Origin of the sequence: Mesorhizobium loti (assembly GCA_014189435.1) — a bacterium.
Classification (GTDB): Bacteria; Pseudomonadota; Alphaproteobacteria; order Rhizobiales; family Rhizobiaceae; genus Mesorhizobium; species Mesorhizobium loti_G.
The window spans coordinates 4,985,042-5,001,783 of record CP050293.1 but is presented as its reverse complement, the minus strand read 5'-3'; the positions used below and the strand labels follow the sequence as shown (position 1 = coordinate 5,001,783).

General features: G+C 59.0%; 12 protein-coding genes and 3 pseudogenes. 8 read left to right on the top strand and 7 right to left on the bottom strand.

Annotated features, from left to right (window positions below):
- Positions 1 to 23: 23 nt before the first annotated feature.
- Together HB777_24070 and HB777_24065 are read left to right on the top strand one after the other, a co-directional pair.
- Positions 24 to 1,664 carry an IS66 family transposase gene (locus HB777_24070; GenBank protein ID QND66677.1) on the top strand — a complete coding sequence of 547 codons (1,641 nt, stop codon included), beginning with the start codon at positions 24 to 26 and terminating at the stop codon, positions 1,662 to 1,664.
- A gap of 9 nt (positions 1,665 to 1,673) precedes the next feature.
- Positions 1,674 to 3,017, top strand: a pseudogene (locus tag HB777_24065) (molybdopterin-dependent oxidoreductase).
- Between the two features lie 903 nt (positions 3,018 to 3,920).
- Here the strand turns inward: HB777_24065 and HB777_24060 are convergent.
- Positions 3,921 to 5,072 carry a hypothetical protein gene (locus tag HB777_24060; protein QND66676.1) on the bottom strand — a complete coding sequence of 384 codons (1,152 nt, stop codon included), beginning with the start codon at positions 5,070 to 5,072 and terminating at the stop codon, positions 3,921 to 3,923.
- A gap of 862 nt (positions 5,073 to 5,934) precedes the next feature.
- Between HB777_24060 and HB777_24055 the strand changes: the two genes are divergently transcribed.
- The 4 genes and pseudogenes from HB777_24055 (at position 5,935) to HB777_24040 (ending at position 8,180) form a co-directional block, all read left to right on the top strand.
- Complete coding sequence (locus tag HB777_24055; protein QND66675.1) at positions 5,935 to 6,795, top strand: ATP-dependent DNA ligase; 861 nt, start codon at positions 5,935 to 5,937, stop codon at positions 6,793 to 6,795.
- Positions 6,796 to 7,386: 591 nt separating this feature from the next.
- The gene (locus HB777_24050) at positions 7,387 to 7,608 is read left to right on the top strand and encodes a DUF768 domain-containing protein (protein ID QND66674.1); all 222 of its coding nucleotides are present in this window, start codon (positions 7,387 to 7,389) and stop codon (positions 7,606 to 7,608) included.
- A complete protein-coding gene (locus HB777_24045) occupies positions 7,605 to 7,820 on the top strand; it encodes a DUF768 domain-containing protein (GenBank protein ID QND66673.1) in 216 nt (71 codons plus the stop codon). The genes HB777_24050 and HB777_24045 overlap by 4 nt, the downstream gene beginning before the upstream one ends.
- A 62-nt stretch (positions 7,821 to 7,882) precedes the next feature.
- Positions 7,883 to 8,180, top strand: a pseudogene (locus HB777_24040) (SOS response-associated peptidase).
- Positions 8,181 to 8,457: 277 nt separating this feature from the next.
- Here the strand turns inward: HB777_24040 and HB777_24035 are convergent.
- The 3 genes from HB777_24035 to HB777_24025 all read right to left on the bottom strand — a co-directional run bounded on the left by HB777_24035 (position 8,458) and on the right by HB777_24025 (position 10,546).
- Positions 8,458 to 8,640, bottom strand: coding sequence for a hypothetical protein (locus HB777_24035; GenBank protein ID QND66672.1), 183 nt, complete (start codon positions 8,638 to 8,640; stop codon positions 8,458 to 8,460).
- Between the two features lie 121 nt (positions 8,641 to 8,761).
- Positions 8,762 to 9,718 (bottom strand): NAD(P)-dependent oxidoreductase, encoded by a 957-nt coding sequence (locus tag HB777_24030; protein QND68894.1) that lies wholly within the window; start codon positions 9,716 to 9,718, stop codon positions 8,762 to 8,764.
- 588 nt (positions 9,719 to 10,306) lie between these two features.
- Positions 10,307 to 10,546 carry a hypothetical protein gene (locus HB777_24025; GenBank protein ID QND66671.1) on the bottom strand — a complete coding sequence of 80 codons (240 nt, stop codon included), beginning with the start codon at positions 10,544 to 10,546 and terminating at the stop codon, positions 10,307 to 10,309.
- Between the two features lie 108 nt (positions 10,547 to 10,654).
- Between HB777_24025 and HB777_24020 the strand changes: the two are divergent.
- Both HB777_24020 and HB777_24015 read left to right on the top strand, forming a co-directional pair.
- Positions 10,655 to 10,852 (top strand): annotated as a pseudogene (locus HB777_24020) (hypothetical protein).
- 14 nt (positions 10,853 to 10,866) lie between these two features.
- Positions 10,867 to 11,175 (top strand): hypothetical protein, encoded by a 309-nt coding sequence (locus HB777_24015; protein ID QND66670.1) that lies wholly within the window; start codon positions 10,867 to 10,869, stop codon positions 11,173 to 11,175.
- Between the two features lie 29 nt (positions 11,176 to 11,204).
- Here HB777_24015 and HB777_24010 read toward each other — a convergent pair whose 3' ends face one another.
- The 3 genes from HB777_24010 to HB777_24000 all read right to left on the bottom strand — a co-directional run bounded on the left by HB777_24010 (position 11,205) and on the right by HB777_24000 (position 15,948).
- Positions 11,205 to 11,528 carry a helix-turn-helix transcriptional regulator gene (locus tag HB777_24010; protein QND66669.1) on the bottom strand — a complete coding sequence of 108 codons (324 nt, stop codon included), beginning with the start codon at positions 11,526 to 11,528 and terminating at the stop codon, positions 11,205 to 11,207.
- 16 nt (positions 11,529 to 11,544) lie between these two features.
- Positions 11,545 to 12,369, bottom strand: a complete 825-nt coding sequence (locus HB777_24005; protein QND68893.1) for a Ku protein — start codon at positions 12,367 to 12,369, stop codon at positions 11,545 to 11,547.
- 90 nt (positions 12,370 to 12,459) lie between these two features.
- Complete coding sequence (locus tag HB777_24000; GenBank protein QND68892.1) at positions 12,460 to 15,948, bottom strand: GAF domain-containing protein; 3,489 nt, start codon at positions 15,946 to 15,948, stop codon at positions 12,460 to 12,462.
- Between the last annotated feature and the right edge of the window lie 794 nt (positions 15,949 to 16,742).

Here is a 16,742-nt window from a genome sequence, read left to right as displayed (position 1 = left end):
GTTTTTGTGCTCTGTTGCTTGCCATGGTTCTACCGGGTCTTGCCCTTCCCGACGACGTTGATGCGCTGAAGGCGATGATCCTTTCCATGGCTCGCGAGCAGGCTGCAAGCGAGGCCCGGATCGCAGTCGCCGACGCTCGGATCGCAGCATCTGAGGCGGAGGTCGCCCGGCTGAAAGCTGTCGAGAAAAGCGCCAGCGAGCGGATCGCCAATCTCACGTCAATCCTGAAAGTTTTACAGCGCACGCAACATGGCACGCGTTCCGAGCGGCTACGCCTGGCCATCGACGACGAGCAGGCCTCCTTTGCCTTCGAAGAGGTCGAGACCGGCCTTTCGGAAATCCGGAGCGAACTCGACCGCGCGGTCGGGAACAAGCCGAAGCGCGCCCCGCGTCCGCGCAAGGGCTTTGCTGCCCACCTCGAACGCATCGAGGAGGTCGTCGAGCCGGAAATCCCGGCCGACTGCGAGGGGCTTGAAAAGGTTCTGATCGGCGAGGATCGATCCGAGCGGCTGGACGTCGTGCCGCCGAAGTTCCAGGTCATCGTCACGCGCCGTCCCAAATACGCCTTCCGGGGCCGTGACGGCGTGGTCCAGGCTCTGGCGCCGGCGCACATCATCGAAAGCGGCCTGCCGACGGAGCGGCTGCTCGCCTATATCGCCGTCTCCAAATACGCCGACGGCCTCCCGCTTTATCGGCAGGAGGCGATCTATCTGCGCGACGGCGTCGAGATCAGCCGGTCGTTGATGGCGCAATGGATGGGGCATCTGGGCTTCGAGCTGCAGATGCTTGCTGATTACATACTGGAGCGCATCAAGGAGGGCGAAAGGGTCTTCGCCGACGAGACGACCTTGCCCACCCTTGCCCCTGGTTCCGGGAAAACCACGAAAGCCTGGTTGTGGGCCTACGCACGGGATGACCGACCCTATGGCGGAACCAGTCCGCCAATGGTTGCCTATCGTTTTGAAGACAGCAGAGGTGCGGATTGCGTGGCGCGCCACCTCGCCGGATTCAGCGGTATCCTGCAAGTGGATGGCTACTCGGCCTATACCAACCTGGTCAAGGCACGGGCCAAAGCCGGCAGCAATGAAACAATCCGGCTCGCCGGGTGCTGGGCTCACCTGCGGCGCAAATTCTACGACCTGCACATCAGCGGGGTCTCGCAGGCCGCGACGGATTCGATCATCGCCATGACCGAATTGTGGAAGGTCGAGGACGAGGTTCGCGGCAAGGATGCCGGAAGCCGCGCCGCGCTGCGTCAGGAAAAGTCCGTGGCCATTGTCGCGAGCCTCTTCGATCTATGGGAAGCGGAACTGGGCAAGGTCTCCGGAAAATCCAAGACCGCCGAGGCGATCCGCTACGCGCTCACCCGGCGGGAGGCGCTGGAACGCTTTCTGATGGACGGTCGCATCGAAATCGACTCCAATATCGTCGAGCGTGCAATCAGGCCCCAGACGATCACGCGAAAGAATAGTCTATTCGCCGGCAGCCACGGCGGTGGACGAACCTGGGCGACGGTAGCCACCTTGCTGCAAACCTGCAAAATGAACAGCGTCGATCCGCTCGACTGGCTCTCGCAGACCTTGACCCGCATCGCTCAAGGCTGGCCGGCATCCGAAATCGAAATGCTCATGCCTTGGAACTTTAGGCCTGACGTTATCGGCTGACCGCTTACATTGCAGCGCGCCGACCATGGCGAACAACCTTACTGGGCACTCATCGCCTTGGCCGCGATGCTTGGCCAGGTCGGACTGCCGGGCGGCGGCTTCGGCTTCGGCTATGGGTCGATCAACGGGATGGGTACGCCACGCCGGCCGACCAGCTCTCCGGCGATGGAGTCTGGCAAGAACCCGTTGGGTCTGGCAATTCCAGTCGCCCGAATGGCGGATCTGCTGCTTCAGCCGGGCGGGACAATTCCTTTCAACGGCAAGACGGTAACCTTCCCAGATATCAAGCTCGTTTATTGGGCGGGCGGCAATCCGTTCCATCACCATCAGGACATCAACCGCCTGGTCGAAGCCTGGAACAGGCCAGAGACGATCATCGTTCATGAGGTCTGGTGGACGGCGACGGCGCGCCAAGCGGACATCGTATTGCCGGCGACGACCACCTTTGAACGGGATGATGTCGGAGCATCACCCCGCGATCGCTTCATCGTCGCGATGCCGCAACTGATTGAACCGGTTGGCCAAGCGCGCAACGACTACGACATCTTCAGTGACCTTGCCGGCCACCTTGGCTTCCAGGAGCAGTTCACGGAGGGCCGCGATATTCGTGGGTGGATCGAGCATGCTTACGACGGATGTCGCGCGAAGGCTCGGGTGCACAATGTAGAGTTGCCTGAGTTCTCAAGATTCTGGAGGGAAGGCTTCGTCGAGGTGCCGTCGCCGGAGGACGACTTCATCCTGTTCGGCGATTTCCGTGCCGACCCCGTGGCCAACCCACTTCGAACGCCATCAGGGCGCATAGAAATCTTCAGTGAGACTATTGCGGGCTTCGGCTATGACAATTGCCCTGGCCATCCGGTCTGGTTGCCGCCGAAGGAATGGCACTCGGCAAAGGCCGCCAAGCGGTTTCCGCTTCACCTCATCTCAAATCAGCCTTCGACGCGACTTCACAGCCAGCTGGACGACGCAAAGCTGAGCCTCGATTCGAAAGTGGCCGGGCGTGAGCCGATTCTGATCAACAGCATCGATGCTGCTTCCCGACTGATCGAAAATGGCGACACCGTGCGGGTCTTTAATGACCGTGGCGCATGCCTGGCTGGCGCAGTGCTTTCGAGCGACGTCATGGAGGGTGTTGTGCAACTGGCGTCAGGCGCCTGGTACCACCCTGAAGCGTACGCGACACCGGGCTCGCTTGATCTTCATGGAAATCCAAACATGCTCACGCGCGACGAAGGAACGTCATTCCTCGGTCAGGGACCTTCTGCTCAGTCTGCTCTCGTCGAGGTGGAGAGATTCCTTGGTGAAAGGCCGGCAGGCGATTTCCAGATGCCCCAGGTTAAGGCAGGTTTTTAAGTATAGTTGCCGCCACCCCGGTTGCAGTTCGTTCGTGAATTGGGCTCACCAGCACGTAGGGATGGCCAGCGTTCCAGCTGGGCGAGGACGGTGGCGACACCAACGGCAATGCGTCGAATCGATCGCAACGAGCTGGGCTGCAATTCTCTTAGAGGGCCTAACGAGGCTGGCTACCAAGGTGACGGTGCCATTGGGATCATCTTCCCCGAGCCTTGGATCGCCCGCTGTATCAGTCGCCGATACCTCCTACACGGCAAACAGGCCGGAAAGGTCGAGACCAGCCTGCAGGAGGCCGGCAGTCACAGCATTCGCCTCCGATACCATCGGCGAACTTGCCGCGTACAAGATTGCACATCAAAGAGTGAAGTCTGCCAAAAGGTCGGTTCAAACGAAACTCCAAGGCCCTCGAACTTTCTGGGTTGTGCCTCAGCCGAATTGCGCGCGCTTATGAAGGAAGTTGGCGGGTATGGATCCGCAGTGGGGTAAACTTGATCGCAGCGCTTACTTGGTGGTTCGTGTCGGAAGACCGCTACATCGCTAGACCCACTATTGAAGGGACATTCTTTTGCTATCGGAGGCACGCCGCTTAGTCGAAGCTCTCCAGTTCTGAGGGCAGAGATTGACTGCTGCCCTCCGAAGGCAGAGGTCACAGGTTCGAATCCTGTCGGGTGCGCCAATAAAATCAAGTGCTTACGAAGAATTTCGATCGATTGTCGATCGCGTCCCACACAATGTTCCCACACAGCGCAATGATGTTGCGACTGTCGGCAGACGGCACGCCCCTTCATCATTCTGGCCGTTTGGGGTTTTGAAACGGCGACACCGCTGGATCCGGACCACGCAGATCGAACTCGATCATGTCGTCGTCGCGATGCTCGCCGCTGACAAAGCGAACGTCATGAATCAATTCTCCGCTCCGAATCCTATCCTGGAGCAACTGGTGATGGATTGAAGGCTGAGAGCCTTTGGGTCGTCGAGCAATTCACTTGCCGGCTTACCCGCCAAAATAGCCAGAACCGAACTGGCCGGCAGTGAGATACGATCACCCGACATCCTCAATGCTCCCCGCATATTGCTTCGACGCTGGCCCTGAAGCCTATTGGCGAAGGCTGTGCTGATGTTTTCGATCGGCCGAGGCAGATTGGCAACGGCATCTTGTACGAGGCCCTGGATTAGATCACGAATTTGCCCGTCCTCGCTCACGACTTTGAAGCGCAACTCAGGCTTCAATGCGTGAGACGGCCCCACGCTATCGACGGAAAACAGAACGACAAAACTCAATTTGTCGGGGTTTTTCCGCGGATACCTTCTCACAATGTCTTCGATCGGGCCGGTGCTGGTGAGGGGTGATCCCTTTGTCCAAAGGTCGGATCCACCGTCGCAGAGATAAACACCCTTAATCCCGCGGGCAGGCGCGCCTGCCAACTGCTTGCAGGCTTTGTCCAGGTGGCTCTTGGCGACCGAGTCAACGTCGCGATCGTGCCGCCGATGTGTGGTGAATGACGGGTATCCGTGGCCGATGAGGGGAAAACTGGTTCTAGCTGGCTTGTAGGACACGTTTGCCTGCGCATTGTCGTAGAAGACGTGATGCACAAACGGTCGGGAAAAGTCGCCTCCAACTCGGATCAACTCCAGCACAAGGTTCTTGGCGGCCTTTTCGACGTCCTTGGGGAGTGCCGGGACATGCACCAGCTGGCCGTCAATGCGCTTCTGGATCGAGCCAAATTGAATGTGGAAGTAGCCATACACAGGTGCATACTTCAGAATAAATCCAGAGAAGCAGTCCATGAAATATCTAACCGGATAGTCCTTGTGTGCCTGCTTGTCGGATATCGTCTTTACTTCAGAAAAGACTTCATACTCGGGAAGCCAGAGGTCAATCTTTTCTCCCGATGCCGTGGTCTTCTCATAAATAACATGGTGCACTTGGATGTGAGCCCAGAGTAGCGCCAGCTCCAAAACGTAAGGTATTCCGTTCCTTTTTGGCTGGTCTACATGCTGTATTATGCGCTGAAGCTCTTGATAGCTGAGGTGCCCAGCAACCCCATTGATCATCTTCTGTAGAACTCGTCGGGAAAAGATAAGCATGGGGTAATCGTCAGTCCGCTGTTTTGAATCCGGCGATTACCCACGCGACCAGAACTATGGCCGCGGCTACCGCGAATGGCACTCCCAGTATCAACTCGGCTGTTTCGGCGCGGGGGCGAACCGGCAGGTAAAGCCCGGTGCTGCACCAAGGGCTTCGGCCGGTAAGATCGAACCCCAGCAAGCAAGGTATGTTGTCGTGCCAGGACCAAAAGCCTACCCAAGGCAGCGAAAAGGACCACCATAACCGGAAGAGCCCACGTCTAAAATTCATGCCAACAACTCCCTCCCTCAGAGGAAGCTGGCCCAGTGACTTTCGGCGACAATCGAGATTGGCAATCCTTGGTCGCGCCATCCCGTAGCCTTGACGATCTTGTCGCCAAATGACGAATGCTTCCACGATTCGGTGGCATACAGACCCACCTTGGCCGGCCCGTCACGGCTTCCTCCGTGGCGGGCTTTCGCTTTTATGCGTTTGGCGGGCTTTTTAGGCGGCTTTGTTCCCCGCAAGGAACCGACAGCGTGTGACCACGGGGATGGCTTCCTTTACGCCTTCAAGTTGATAACGATCAGCCTGAAACCAATTTCGGGCCTAGCGGTTTGTAACCCGGCACTTCATGCCAGATGACTTGCCGCAGATCACGCATATCGACCCTCGGCCCGCAGTAGGGGGCAATTGAAAAGGTCGCGCTCGTCGTCCCGTGCCGCTTGCCGGGGATCGATGGTCCAAGGTCGGTTAGCTTCGTCATGGCTATCAAACATTCAATTCGTCTAAAATGTTCCGGAACTATTTCAGCGCAAGCTGATTGATCGCTGCTTGTGAGTCCGATGCATGCGTTTGAAGTTCGTCCCACCTTTGATGCCGACCCTTGTCGAGCAACCGCCGGAAGGTGACGGCTGGATTCACGAAGTGAAGTTCGACGGATACCGCTCGCAACTGATCATCGATAAGGAGCACCCTAGGATCTTCACGCGCAACGGCCACGACTGGACGACCAAATATCGCGACCTGGTGAAAGAGGCTGCCAGCCTCGGCGCCGAAAGCGCCATTGTGGATGGCGAGATCATCGTTCTAAACGAGGCTGGCTTGTCTGACTTCGGCGAGCTGCGCAAGGCGATCACCCGCCGGCAGCGCGACCTCTATTTCGTCGCCTTCGATCTCCTCCATCTCAACGGACACGATCTGCGCGACATGGCGCTGGAAGAGCGGCGCGAGATCCTGGCCAGCATGATCGAACCCGGCGGGCGGCTCCAGTTCAGCGAGCCCTTGCCGGGTGATGCGAAGGCCATCTATCACCTGCTCGACCAGGCCGGGCTTGAAGGCATGGTGTCGAAACGGCGCGACAGCAAATACCGGAGCGGCCCGTCGACCAACTGGTTGAAGGTGAAATGCTATACGATTGACGAATATGATCTGCTCGGTGTTGAGCGCGAGCCAGGCAAACCAGCCTTTGCCCTGATGGCGGATCGAACGACTGGGAAGTATGTCGGGTCGGCTTTTATCAATTCACGCGCGGCGATCCGCGACCGGCTTTGGAAGCGTGTCCAGGAGCACGCCGAGCCGCCGCCAAAGGGCATGAAGCGGCCGGCGACGCAGTGGGTGAAGCCAGGCATCATCGGCCGCGTGAAGCACCTCCGAGGCGAGGAGGATCTGCGTCATGCTTCGCTACAGGATTTTCGCGAAGAAGAGTGAAGATGCGACGCGCCAGCATGCCGATGCTTGCCTGCAAGGATCACGCTCGCCGCCCGTCCCATTTCAGGACAGGATTGCTGGCATTGCTCTTGCACCGGACTCACTACTGGGTGATCCCGGTCCTGATCGCGTACCCGATCAGGTAGTAGGCTCGCCGGGCTTCGAGGGCGTTGGGGTCTTCGCCCGGCGAGTTTCCCAACCTCTGGCTTTGAACCGGCAAATCGCGCCGCAAAGTCCGTGTTCAACGTGGGAGCCACGCTGTCGAGGGGTAGCGGGCCTTTTTTTTTTTGTTTGTCCATGGAACCGGGTACCAGGCGAGAGGTTGGGGCGGGCAGCGTTCCCTTCCCTGGGTAGCGCTGCGTGACCGGGTCAGAGCCCCGGGCGGCCCGCCGCTGCCGTGAATGGGGCGGCGGGTTTTTTCTGGAACCGAAACCGGCGTTCCGAGTTTCTTAGCTCACGCAAGATCCATAAGGGCTGACTAATGTTCAATGACAAAGAAACTCGACTTCTGGAGGCAGGACTGTTCGCTGCTGTGCCACTCTCAATCCTCGTCGCGACGGTGATGGTTAGCTTCACGTTCGGTTGGTTTGGATGAGCGCACGCGGGACTGATTTTTTGTACAAATGGATCGGCGCCAACGTTCCTGCGACTGCAGGCGCTGACATCATCTCGGTTGCCGAGTTGACGCAGAAGCTGTTCGCGGACGCGAAGGCGATAGGCATCAGCAGTACCGAGATCGAGGAGGACACAGGTAGTGTGTATGAGGCTGTCCTCGATGCCGTCGTGCATCACAACTCGGGCTTGCCAGAATGAGCGCTCGTGGCCTGAAGTTTCTCGACAATTGGATGGCCCAGCAACTGCCCATTCTGGCGCGGGAAGATCCAATCGCCGCCAGCGACTTGGCGGACCAGTTGATGACGGCGGCTGAGAAGGCCGGTATCCGCGCCGATGAAATCAACGGCGAGGTCGCTGGCGTCTTCGAAGTGATCTTCGAGGCATCGCGTCGTCGCAAGAGAACCGGTTGACTCGTTCGCAGTCCGTTCCCATTTTGGTCTTCCCCGACGTCAGGATGTGAGCTTCGGCTAAAATGTGTGGGCGCGTTTTCGTCAAATCAACAATCCCTGACATGGTGCGGCGTTTCGAGTTTGCCCACCCCGGCGACGTCGAGCGTTTGGGCAACGGGTCCCCGATCTGGAACGGTGCGCCCAGCCTGAACTATCCAATCATCGTCCGCGAAGAGCTTTCCACCAGCATGGCGGGGTTCGTGTCCTCGAAATGGGGGCTTGTGCCTGGCTGGGCTCGGGATGGCGGCGGCAAGCACCCCGGTGAACGCGCGCTGTGAGACAGTCGCCACCAATGGTCTATTTCGGAAAGCCTATGCGTCGCGCCGGCCGAGCGGCTGCGGGATCCTGAGTTTGAGGAGATGTCTCGGCCCGGATGGGATACGGACGGAGTCTGCATGGCCGGACAGATCGACGACGCCAGATTCGCCGAAATCATCAAACTGGCAGGGCGGGAAGGCGCCGGCGTAGAGCATCTCGCAGCACCATCTTGAAACGAGCGACGCAAATCAACCCGCTCAGCAGGGAGGTTGCCTGGAGGCTGTCATCCTTCAGAGATCTTGGCGACCGCTCGGTTGAGCATGCCCCCAGATTCGTTGACCTACATGTTTGAGGCCCGAGGCTCATACGACTTCAGCGGCCGGTATGCAGGTGTCTGCCTGGTCTTCAGATGATCGGCCCGCTTGTCGCCGAGCGATTTCAGAATTGGCATGGAAGTCGGGGATGCAGCGCGTCGGCGCAAAAGTGATTGCGAAAGGTCCGTGACGATTTTCTTGAGATCCATCAGTTCCTCCCATCAGCCCCCAAAGTTGGAGTTACGCCTGGCGAGGGAAATCCGCACTCTCATTTGATAGACGCAATGCCGGGTTCGACCAGCGCCGAGGCTGGAAAGTATCCGGACACTTCTACCGGCTGACCTTTCCGTTCGCCATCAACCACTCGACGGACTCGTACACTGCCTGCAGCGACGAATACCGCGGCTCGTAACCCAGCAGCTTGCGCGCCTTGTCGATCGAATGGCTTGGGCTGCGGGCGACGTGCCCCCAGGTGGCGCGCCAGTTTTCTTCGGTCTGACTGCCCTTCCACGTCTCGAACGGTTCGTAGGTCAGCCGCGGTGCGTGGCCGAACCAGCTGTACATCGCCTCGGCGTAGCCGCGCAGATTGATCGCCTGTGGCGAGACGGCGTTGAAGGCCTCGCCTACGGCGTTGTTCCAGCTCGCAATGGCGCGCATCACCATCTGTGCTACGTCGTCGGCATGCACGTGGTGCACTGTCTCGTTACCAAGATTGGGCAGCACCAGCGGCTCGCCACGGGCGATCTGGGAGAACACGCCGACGTCGAAGTGCCCCGCCGGATTGAGCGGCTCCCAGCCGGGTCCCACGATATGGCCGGGCCGAAACACCGTGGCTGGAAAACCGTTCCGCCTGGCTTCGTTGAGCAGCCAGCTCTCGATCTCGGCCTTTTGCGTGCCATAGCTGCCGAAAGGATTTTTCGGCTGGTCCTCTGTCGCGGGGATTGCGGTGTTGTGCCCATAGACCCAGATGGTGCCACAATGAAGGAAGTGCTGCACCTCGCCTCGCAGCGCGCCGACGATCTGTCTGGTGCTGTCGAGGGTGAAGGAAATCATGTCCACCACGATATCGGCCTTCAGCGCGCGGACCTTCTCGCCGAAGGTGCCAGCCTTCTCCTCCGTGTCGCGGTCGATCACCACTGGCTCGACCGATTTCCACGCCGCATTCGGCGTATAGGCCGCGCGCTGGCCGCGGCTGACATTGACCACTTCATATCCGGCCTCGACCAGCCGCGGCACCAGGTACGTGCCGACATGCCCGCTGCCGCCGATGATCACTACCCGTGTCATTCTCGCCTCGCCGATTGCTGGCGGACTGTGCCACTGGCAAATGGCGAACGCCACTCGAATCCGCCGCGGGTCAACGCCCAGACCTGCCGATGCAGACAGAAGTGATCGACGCCACCGCTCTGAAACCGGGCGCGCGGTCTCATCGGCACTGGGGAGATAGAGAAAGACTCGGGGGGCGGTGACACGGCCGCATCTGTCTCGTCAATTGATCAGACGCGGCTGCGCATTGGACAGACTGCGGATGCGAAATGCTTGCTGCCCGGCGCTCAGCTGTAGACGTTGATGGTGCCGTGGCCACCGAGGAACGTTGGCCGCTGCTGTCCCATCAAAGCGAAGGATCACGTCTCTGTTCGGCGGATGGCCCAGCGTGCCGGTGGGTAGCTGATGAAGGCGACCCAGAGGCACCCACCTCTGCGCATGTGATCTTAGCTCATGTCAGAGCTCGCTTTGGAGGGTCACGGGTCTCGTCGGGGTTGGGGACGGGCAATTCTTCCGGCAAGAGGTCAGGGTCAGGCTCACGCACATCTGGGGTCCAGCTTGGTGCATCCACCGGCGGTTCTTCGTGGGGATCTGGTTTGGGCGGCATAACTATTCTCCCGGTCTGTCAGTTGGGCGCGGTGTCTTGCCGGCCACCGGGCGGGCCTCGCTTTGTCTGGCCAGGAAGGGGTCGGCCAAAAGGCTCTTACTTTTGGGCGGAGCGCCTGCCGTCTTAGGGCTGACTGGCGCTTGGCTGGCGTCCTTGGCGCCGGAGCTTTTACGCTGGATTTCGACACCGGCCGGCTCCGGCTCTTTTACAATTGCATCGGGGAGGTTTTTGATATTGGCCATGCCGTCGTCTCCTTTGCTGGCCAACGACCGGCCGTCAGGAATGTTCCATGCAGAGCGGAACTCGCAGCGTGCAGGCCGGTTATCGATGATCGCACAGGAGCACCGAAAATGTCTGGAAATCACAACCATCGCGAAACCGGAGCGACGAAATATCCCGCTAAGACCGGTGCCGACCCTTCGGATGCGTTCTCCCAGGACGCGGCCGGAAACAAAAAGCCCAAGAACGGCGTCGGATTGACGCGACCCGTGGACGAAGTCGACGACAAGACGCACCAGTCCAACGGGCAGAACCCGCCGGGCCAGGTAAAGAGTGCACGGCCATGAACGTCGCCAATCTTCAGCTCGAAGGTCTGATGATGGCAGTCGCGTCAATCAACAATTTGCTGGTCCACAAGGGCCTGCTTTCGATCGACGACATCGACATCGCGCTGCAAAAGGCCGAGGCCAATGTGACGGGAGATGAGCGGACTTATGAAGATATGTCGCCGGCCAATCGCGACGCCATCTGCTTCCCAATTCGGCTTCTGCAGATCGCAAACAATGCCCAACGCGAGGCCGACATTCCACCGTTTTCGGAACTGGCGAAGATGGTTGGACAAACGAAAGAGCCGTACAACGATCAGCGGTAATGACAGGGGGCCTCGACTTCGTTGACGGCTTACATCTCGCTGTTCTGAATAATTCCCGCTTCGCCATCCTGGATATGGGTGCGCGACGCCGTTGACTTCTTGAGCCGGACGCCGGGTCCGCCCTGGATCGTCTCGCCATCACTCAGAAAGGCAACCCCTGCCAGTTCGAGCGCCGATCGCAACGCAACCAGCATATCGCCGGCCGGAACGCGCTTGCTCTTCTCGAAATCCCGAACGGTTCCCTCGCTGACCTGCGCTTTGGCGGCAAGCCTTGCTTGTGACCAGTCCAGCAGAGCCCGCGCCGCCCGACATTGCTCCACAGTCAAATGGGACACAAAGTTCTCCTCGGTCATCTCTGTGCGCGGTTGACTAAGCGCTCTTGCGCTTCGGAGCGGTCTTTTTAGGTGTCGCTAGCCCCTCCTGCATGAGGCTCTTCTTGAGCACCTCGGCCAGGTTGATGACGTTCTCCTTCGGCTTCGGCACCGCCTTCGGCGGCGCTTTGCCCTTGCGCTTCGCGTCAATCATGGCAATCAGCGCATCTTCGTAGGTGTCCGCGAATTTCGAGGGATCGAAAGCGGTCACCTTTTTGTCGATGAGCATGCCGGCGATTTCGAGCAGCTCAGGATCGTATTTTGCCTTCGTCAGACCATCGAAGACACTGTTTTCGGAGACCATCTCGTTGTGGTTTCGCAACTCGGTCATCACCATGCCCTTGCCATAGGGCTGGATCACAACTTCCCGGCCGCGCTGATAGAGCACGATGCAGGATCGGGCTGCGACTCCCTTGTTCTTCATCGCATCGCGGATCACGCCGTACGCTTCGACGGCTGCGCCGTCGGCTGGAATGAGGTAGTAGGGCTTCTCCAGATAGCGGGTGTCGATCTCATTGATCGCTACAAACTCACCGACTTCAAGCGTGTGATCGGATGTGAGCTTCAGCGCCTTGATGTCGTCGGGCTCGATCTGAAGGAACTCATCCTTCTCGACTTCGAACCCCTTCACCTGGTCCTCGCTCTCGACGGTCTTTCCTGTCTTTTCGTCAGCATAGACACTTTTGACGGGGAGGCCGTCTTTGCGGTTCAGAATCTTGAAATGAATCTTCGATGCCTCGCTGGTGGCGCCGATAATCTTCACCCCGCACGTTACCGATCCAACCTTCAAAAAGCCCTTCCAGGCAGCACGTGGCGCAACCATTTCGCTCATCCCGTTTCCAGTCAGGGCAACGAGCGTCACTCCAAATCGTTCCGCCGCATCGCTGTTGCCGTGAGGCTTCACGGCAGCAGGCTAAGCGGGATCGTCCAGAATTGACCGCACCTTTTCCGCGAGGTCTTCCAGGCTGAATGGTTTGGACAATAGCTGCGTCCCTGGATCGAGGATGCCATTGTGAACGATGGCATTGCGTGTGTAGCCGGTGGTGTAAAGGACCTTGAGCTTCGGATTCTTCTTGCGCAAGATATCGACGAGCTGACGCCCCGACATCTCAGGCATGACGACATCGGTGAACAGCAGGGACAATTGCTGCCCGGCCTCAATCAGCTTGATCGCTTCATTCGGACCATTGGCTTCGACGACAGTGTAGCCAAGTTCGCGCAACGCCTCGGCGGAAACGGCACGGACTCGATCTTCATCCTCCACGACCATGACAATCTCGCTCGCGAGGCCGCCTTCGACGGATCGCGGCTGTGTCGGATCGGTATCCGGCTCAGCAGTGCCATAGTGCCTTGGCAAGTAGATTTTGACCGTCGTGCCGACGCCCGGCTCCGAGTAGATTTTGACGTTTCCACCTGACTGCCGGACGAAGCCGTAAACCTGACTGAGGCCAAGCCCGGTGCCCTTGCCGACGCTCTTGGTGGTGTAGAAGGGATCGAATGCTTTCGCGAGTACGTCCGCTGACATCCCTGTGCCTGTATCGGTCACGGCAATAAGCACGAATTGTCCGGCGGCTATGGCGGATTCGCGAGCGTATCGCTCGTCGACATATGCGTTCGACGTTTCGATGGTCAGCTTGCCGCCATTCGGCATGGCATCGCGCGCATTAACCGAAAGGTTGAGCAGGGCGCTTTCCAACTGACTGGGATCCGCCTTGACCTGCCAGAGACCGGCACCAAAAGCAGTCTCGACAGTAATCGTCTCGCCCAGCGTTCGCATCAGCAGATCTGTCATCCCGCCGACCAGGCGGTTTGCATTGATAGGTTCGGGCTTGAGCGGTTGCTGTCGCGAGAAGGCCAACAAACGCTGTGTCAGGGCTGCGGCGCGGTGCGCGCCGTCCATAGCACCTTCGACAAACCGACCAACGTCCGTCTCACCTTTCGACAATTTACGCTGAAGCAGATTGAGCCCACCGATGATCACCGCCAGCATGTTGTTGAAGTCATGCGCGATGCCGCCCGTCAGCTGGCCCACCGCCTCCATTTTCTGCACCTGGCGTAACTGCTCCTCCGCCTTCGAACGCTCTGCCACTTCCTCGATCACGCGCTGTTCAAGCGTGGAATTGAGCGTTTGCAACGCGGCTTCCGCGCGGCGTCGCTCCGTGAGTTCGCGCTCGGCCGCCTGGAACAGGCGGGCGTTGTCGATTGCCGTGGCTGCGTGGCCGGCGATACCCAGAAGAGCAGTCTCATGTTCCGGTAGAAACTTGCCCGTTTCGGCATGGCCGAAGAACAGCCCACCTAGTACCTCTCCAGAGTTTGAGACGACCGGCACCGCGAGATAGGAGCGCACGGGAAGGTGGCCTTCCGGCATGCCTTTGCGTGGCGTGTTTTTGCCGTAGCGTGGGTCCTGCAGGATATCGTCAGAACGAACCACGGCCGTCCCGAGAAAGGTCGGTTCAAACACGGCTGTGGCGCGCGGCATCGGATAATTCTCAAAGGCCGAACGTGGCGCGCCGGACAGGGCGTAGAGCATATAGCTGCCGCCTTGTTCGTCGAGCACATTGTAGAAGAACGCACCGAACTGCGCCCCGGACAATTGCATGCCGGCGTCCGTTGTTATCTGCACGATCTTGTCGAGATTAAACTCGGCCGCGACCGCCGCGCCGGTGTCGTTCATGATGTTCAGGTGGCGCTCGGCTTTCTTGCGATCGGAAACATCAATGACGGTGCCGATGAAACGGATGGCCTTCCCATTCTCGAAGATGGCATGGCCGCTTGCCGCGACCCAGCGCTCGATGCCGTCCTCCAGACCAATCGTTCGATACTCGATGTTGAACGGCTGTGGATCCACTGGAGACAGGGCCTGCCGCACAGCCTTGTCCGCTTGGTCGCGGTCATCGGGATGCAAGCCAGCGATGAAAGATCCTTCATAAGAAACCCCGGAATCCGATAGAATCCCAAACAGGGCCCGGCATCGCCTGTCCCATCGCAACTGGTTGGCGACAGGGTGGTAATCCCAGGTTCCAATTGCCGCTGCCTGAGTGGCAAGACTCAGCCTCTCCGCAGTCTCCGCCGCGCTTTGATCCGACCTTACCCGCTCGATATGCGCCCATGATCGCTCGGTGACCTCGGTGAGAAGCGCGAGGTCATTCTGTGTCCACGACCGTGCAACATTGTCGTGAATCGCCATCAACGCCGTCAGTCGGCCCTCTTTGACGAGGGGCATGCAGATCGTCGCGGCAATTCCAATGTGCTGGAACGTGGCGGCCTCTTCCGGCAGCAGTTCGGCAACATTGTCATTGATGATCAAGGGCAAGCCCTGATGGAGCCTTAGGACGGCAAGCTGGCCAAACTTTTGCAGGCTATAATAGCCGACAATGCTGGATGACCCCTGCCTGTGCCAATCTCCACGGATCGTAAAGTGGTCCTGATCAGGCTCCATATCGGCATAGGCACAGATTGCCACGCCGAGATGCTCGCCAAGCCTCCTGGTGGTGACTTCAAGGATCGCGTCCGCGTCGGCGCTTTTTGCCGTCTCTTTTCCAAGCGCGTCGAGGAAGCGCAGGCGGCTTTCGTTCTGGCGCAACTCCGCCTGCGCCCGCCGTCGTTCAACCGCTGTGCGGGTCCGCTCGGCCATTTCGCGAACGAACTCGATTTCTTCCTCCGGCCAGAATCGCGGTCTGTCGTGGTTGAGGTATAGCAGGGCGACAAAGCCACCCTTTTCAGTGATCGGCATGTTGATCAAGGATTGAGCGCTGATCGCCTTCAGCGCCTCGGCGTTGTGGCTCGTGCGCGGATCCTTCTCGGCGTCCTCGAAGACGACCGTGATGCCGCGTTTGAGGTCCTCGATATACGTGCCGTAATCACGAAAATGCAGCACGCCGGCCAGGCTCTTGATGCCGGGCGCGTTCCAATCGCGTTCGATTGAAATTGTCTCTTTCTCCAGATCGATCGTGCCGTAACCCGCCCGGCTCACCTCCAGTTCCCGGCCAATGATTTCAGCTGCGGCGTAGGCTAGGTCGTCCGGGTCCTCAATAAGCCGAACAACGTCACCGAGCTCGGCAAGCGCAGCGCTTCGTTTCCTCGCGCGATATGTTTCGGTGACGTCGAACCCCTCGCAGAATATTCCGGTCACGGTGCTGTTGCCGTCGTAGAGCGGTGCGTAGATGAACGTCAGGTATCGGCTCTCTTCAGGAGTTTCCGGCGAACGGCGAAAGCGAACCGGAACGCCTTGCGCTTCAAATGTTTTTCCGCTGCTGAACACGTCGTCCAGACGTTCGAAGAAACCCTGGCCTTCGAGGCTCGGAATAGCACTCCGAATTGGTCTTCCCAGCCAATCGTCGCTGTTAAACACAAGGCGATGGGCGTCGTTCAGGAATTCGACCACGTGATCGGGGCCGCGCATGATGATGATGAAGCCGGGCGCCTGTTCGAACAGATTGATCTGACGTTCCGCGGCTAGGCGCTCTCGTCTTTCGGCAAGAAAGCGGTCCGTCGTTTCCGTGCAGACGCCAAAGATTCCGCCGACCTTACCGGTGTCCGACTGAATAACCGGGTTATAGGAGAACGCGAAGTGCGTTTCCTCTGGAGCGCCGTGCTTGTCGATCCGGATCTCTATGTCGTCCATGTGTACGGACTGGCCTTGGAAGACCTGATCGAACATTGGGCTGATCATGTCCCAGGCCTCAGCCCAAACCTGTTGGCTGGGCAGGCCGAGAGCAGTCGGATGCTTGCGGCCAAGGATAGGAATGAAGGCGTCGTTGTAGAGCCAGATTCGTTCCGCGCCCCAGACAACAAACATGGGCTGAGCAGAATTAAGGATCAGATCGACGAGCGTTTTAAGCTCTGTTGGCCACGACGACACGGGTCCGATCGGGGCCTCGCTCCACGCGCGCGACCCAATACGCTCAGCCATCTCGCCAGCGCTGCGAAACGCGGCGCCCGCCCTGTCCTGGTTGGATGCTGCCAAGATATCCCCCAATATCGAACCGGACAAAACGACGGAACTTGGTTTTGGTTGCATGGCCGAATCTCAGCGGGGTCGTTTTTTTCCGGCGCTGAAAATTTCACTCTCGCTACACCGAGTCGTTTTTGCAGCAAGGGAAGCCAACCTTTTCGCGATGAATATACCGCCGGTGACGCATCAATGGGTTTACAGACAAGAGCCTCGGTTGGGCTGCACGAAAGCAAGATCATCAC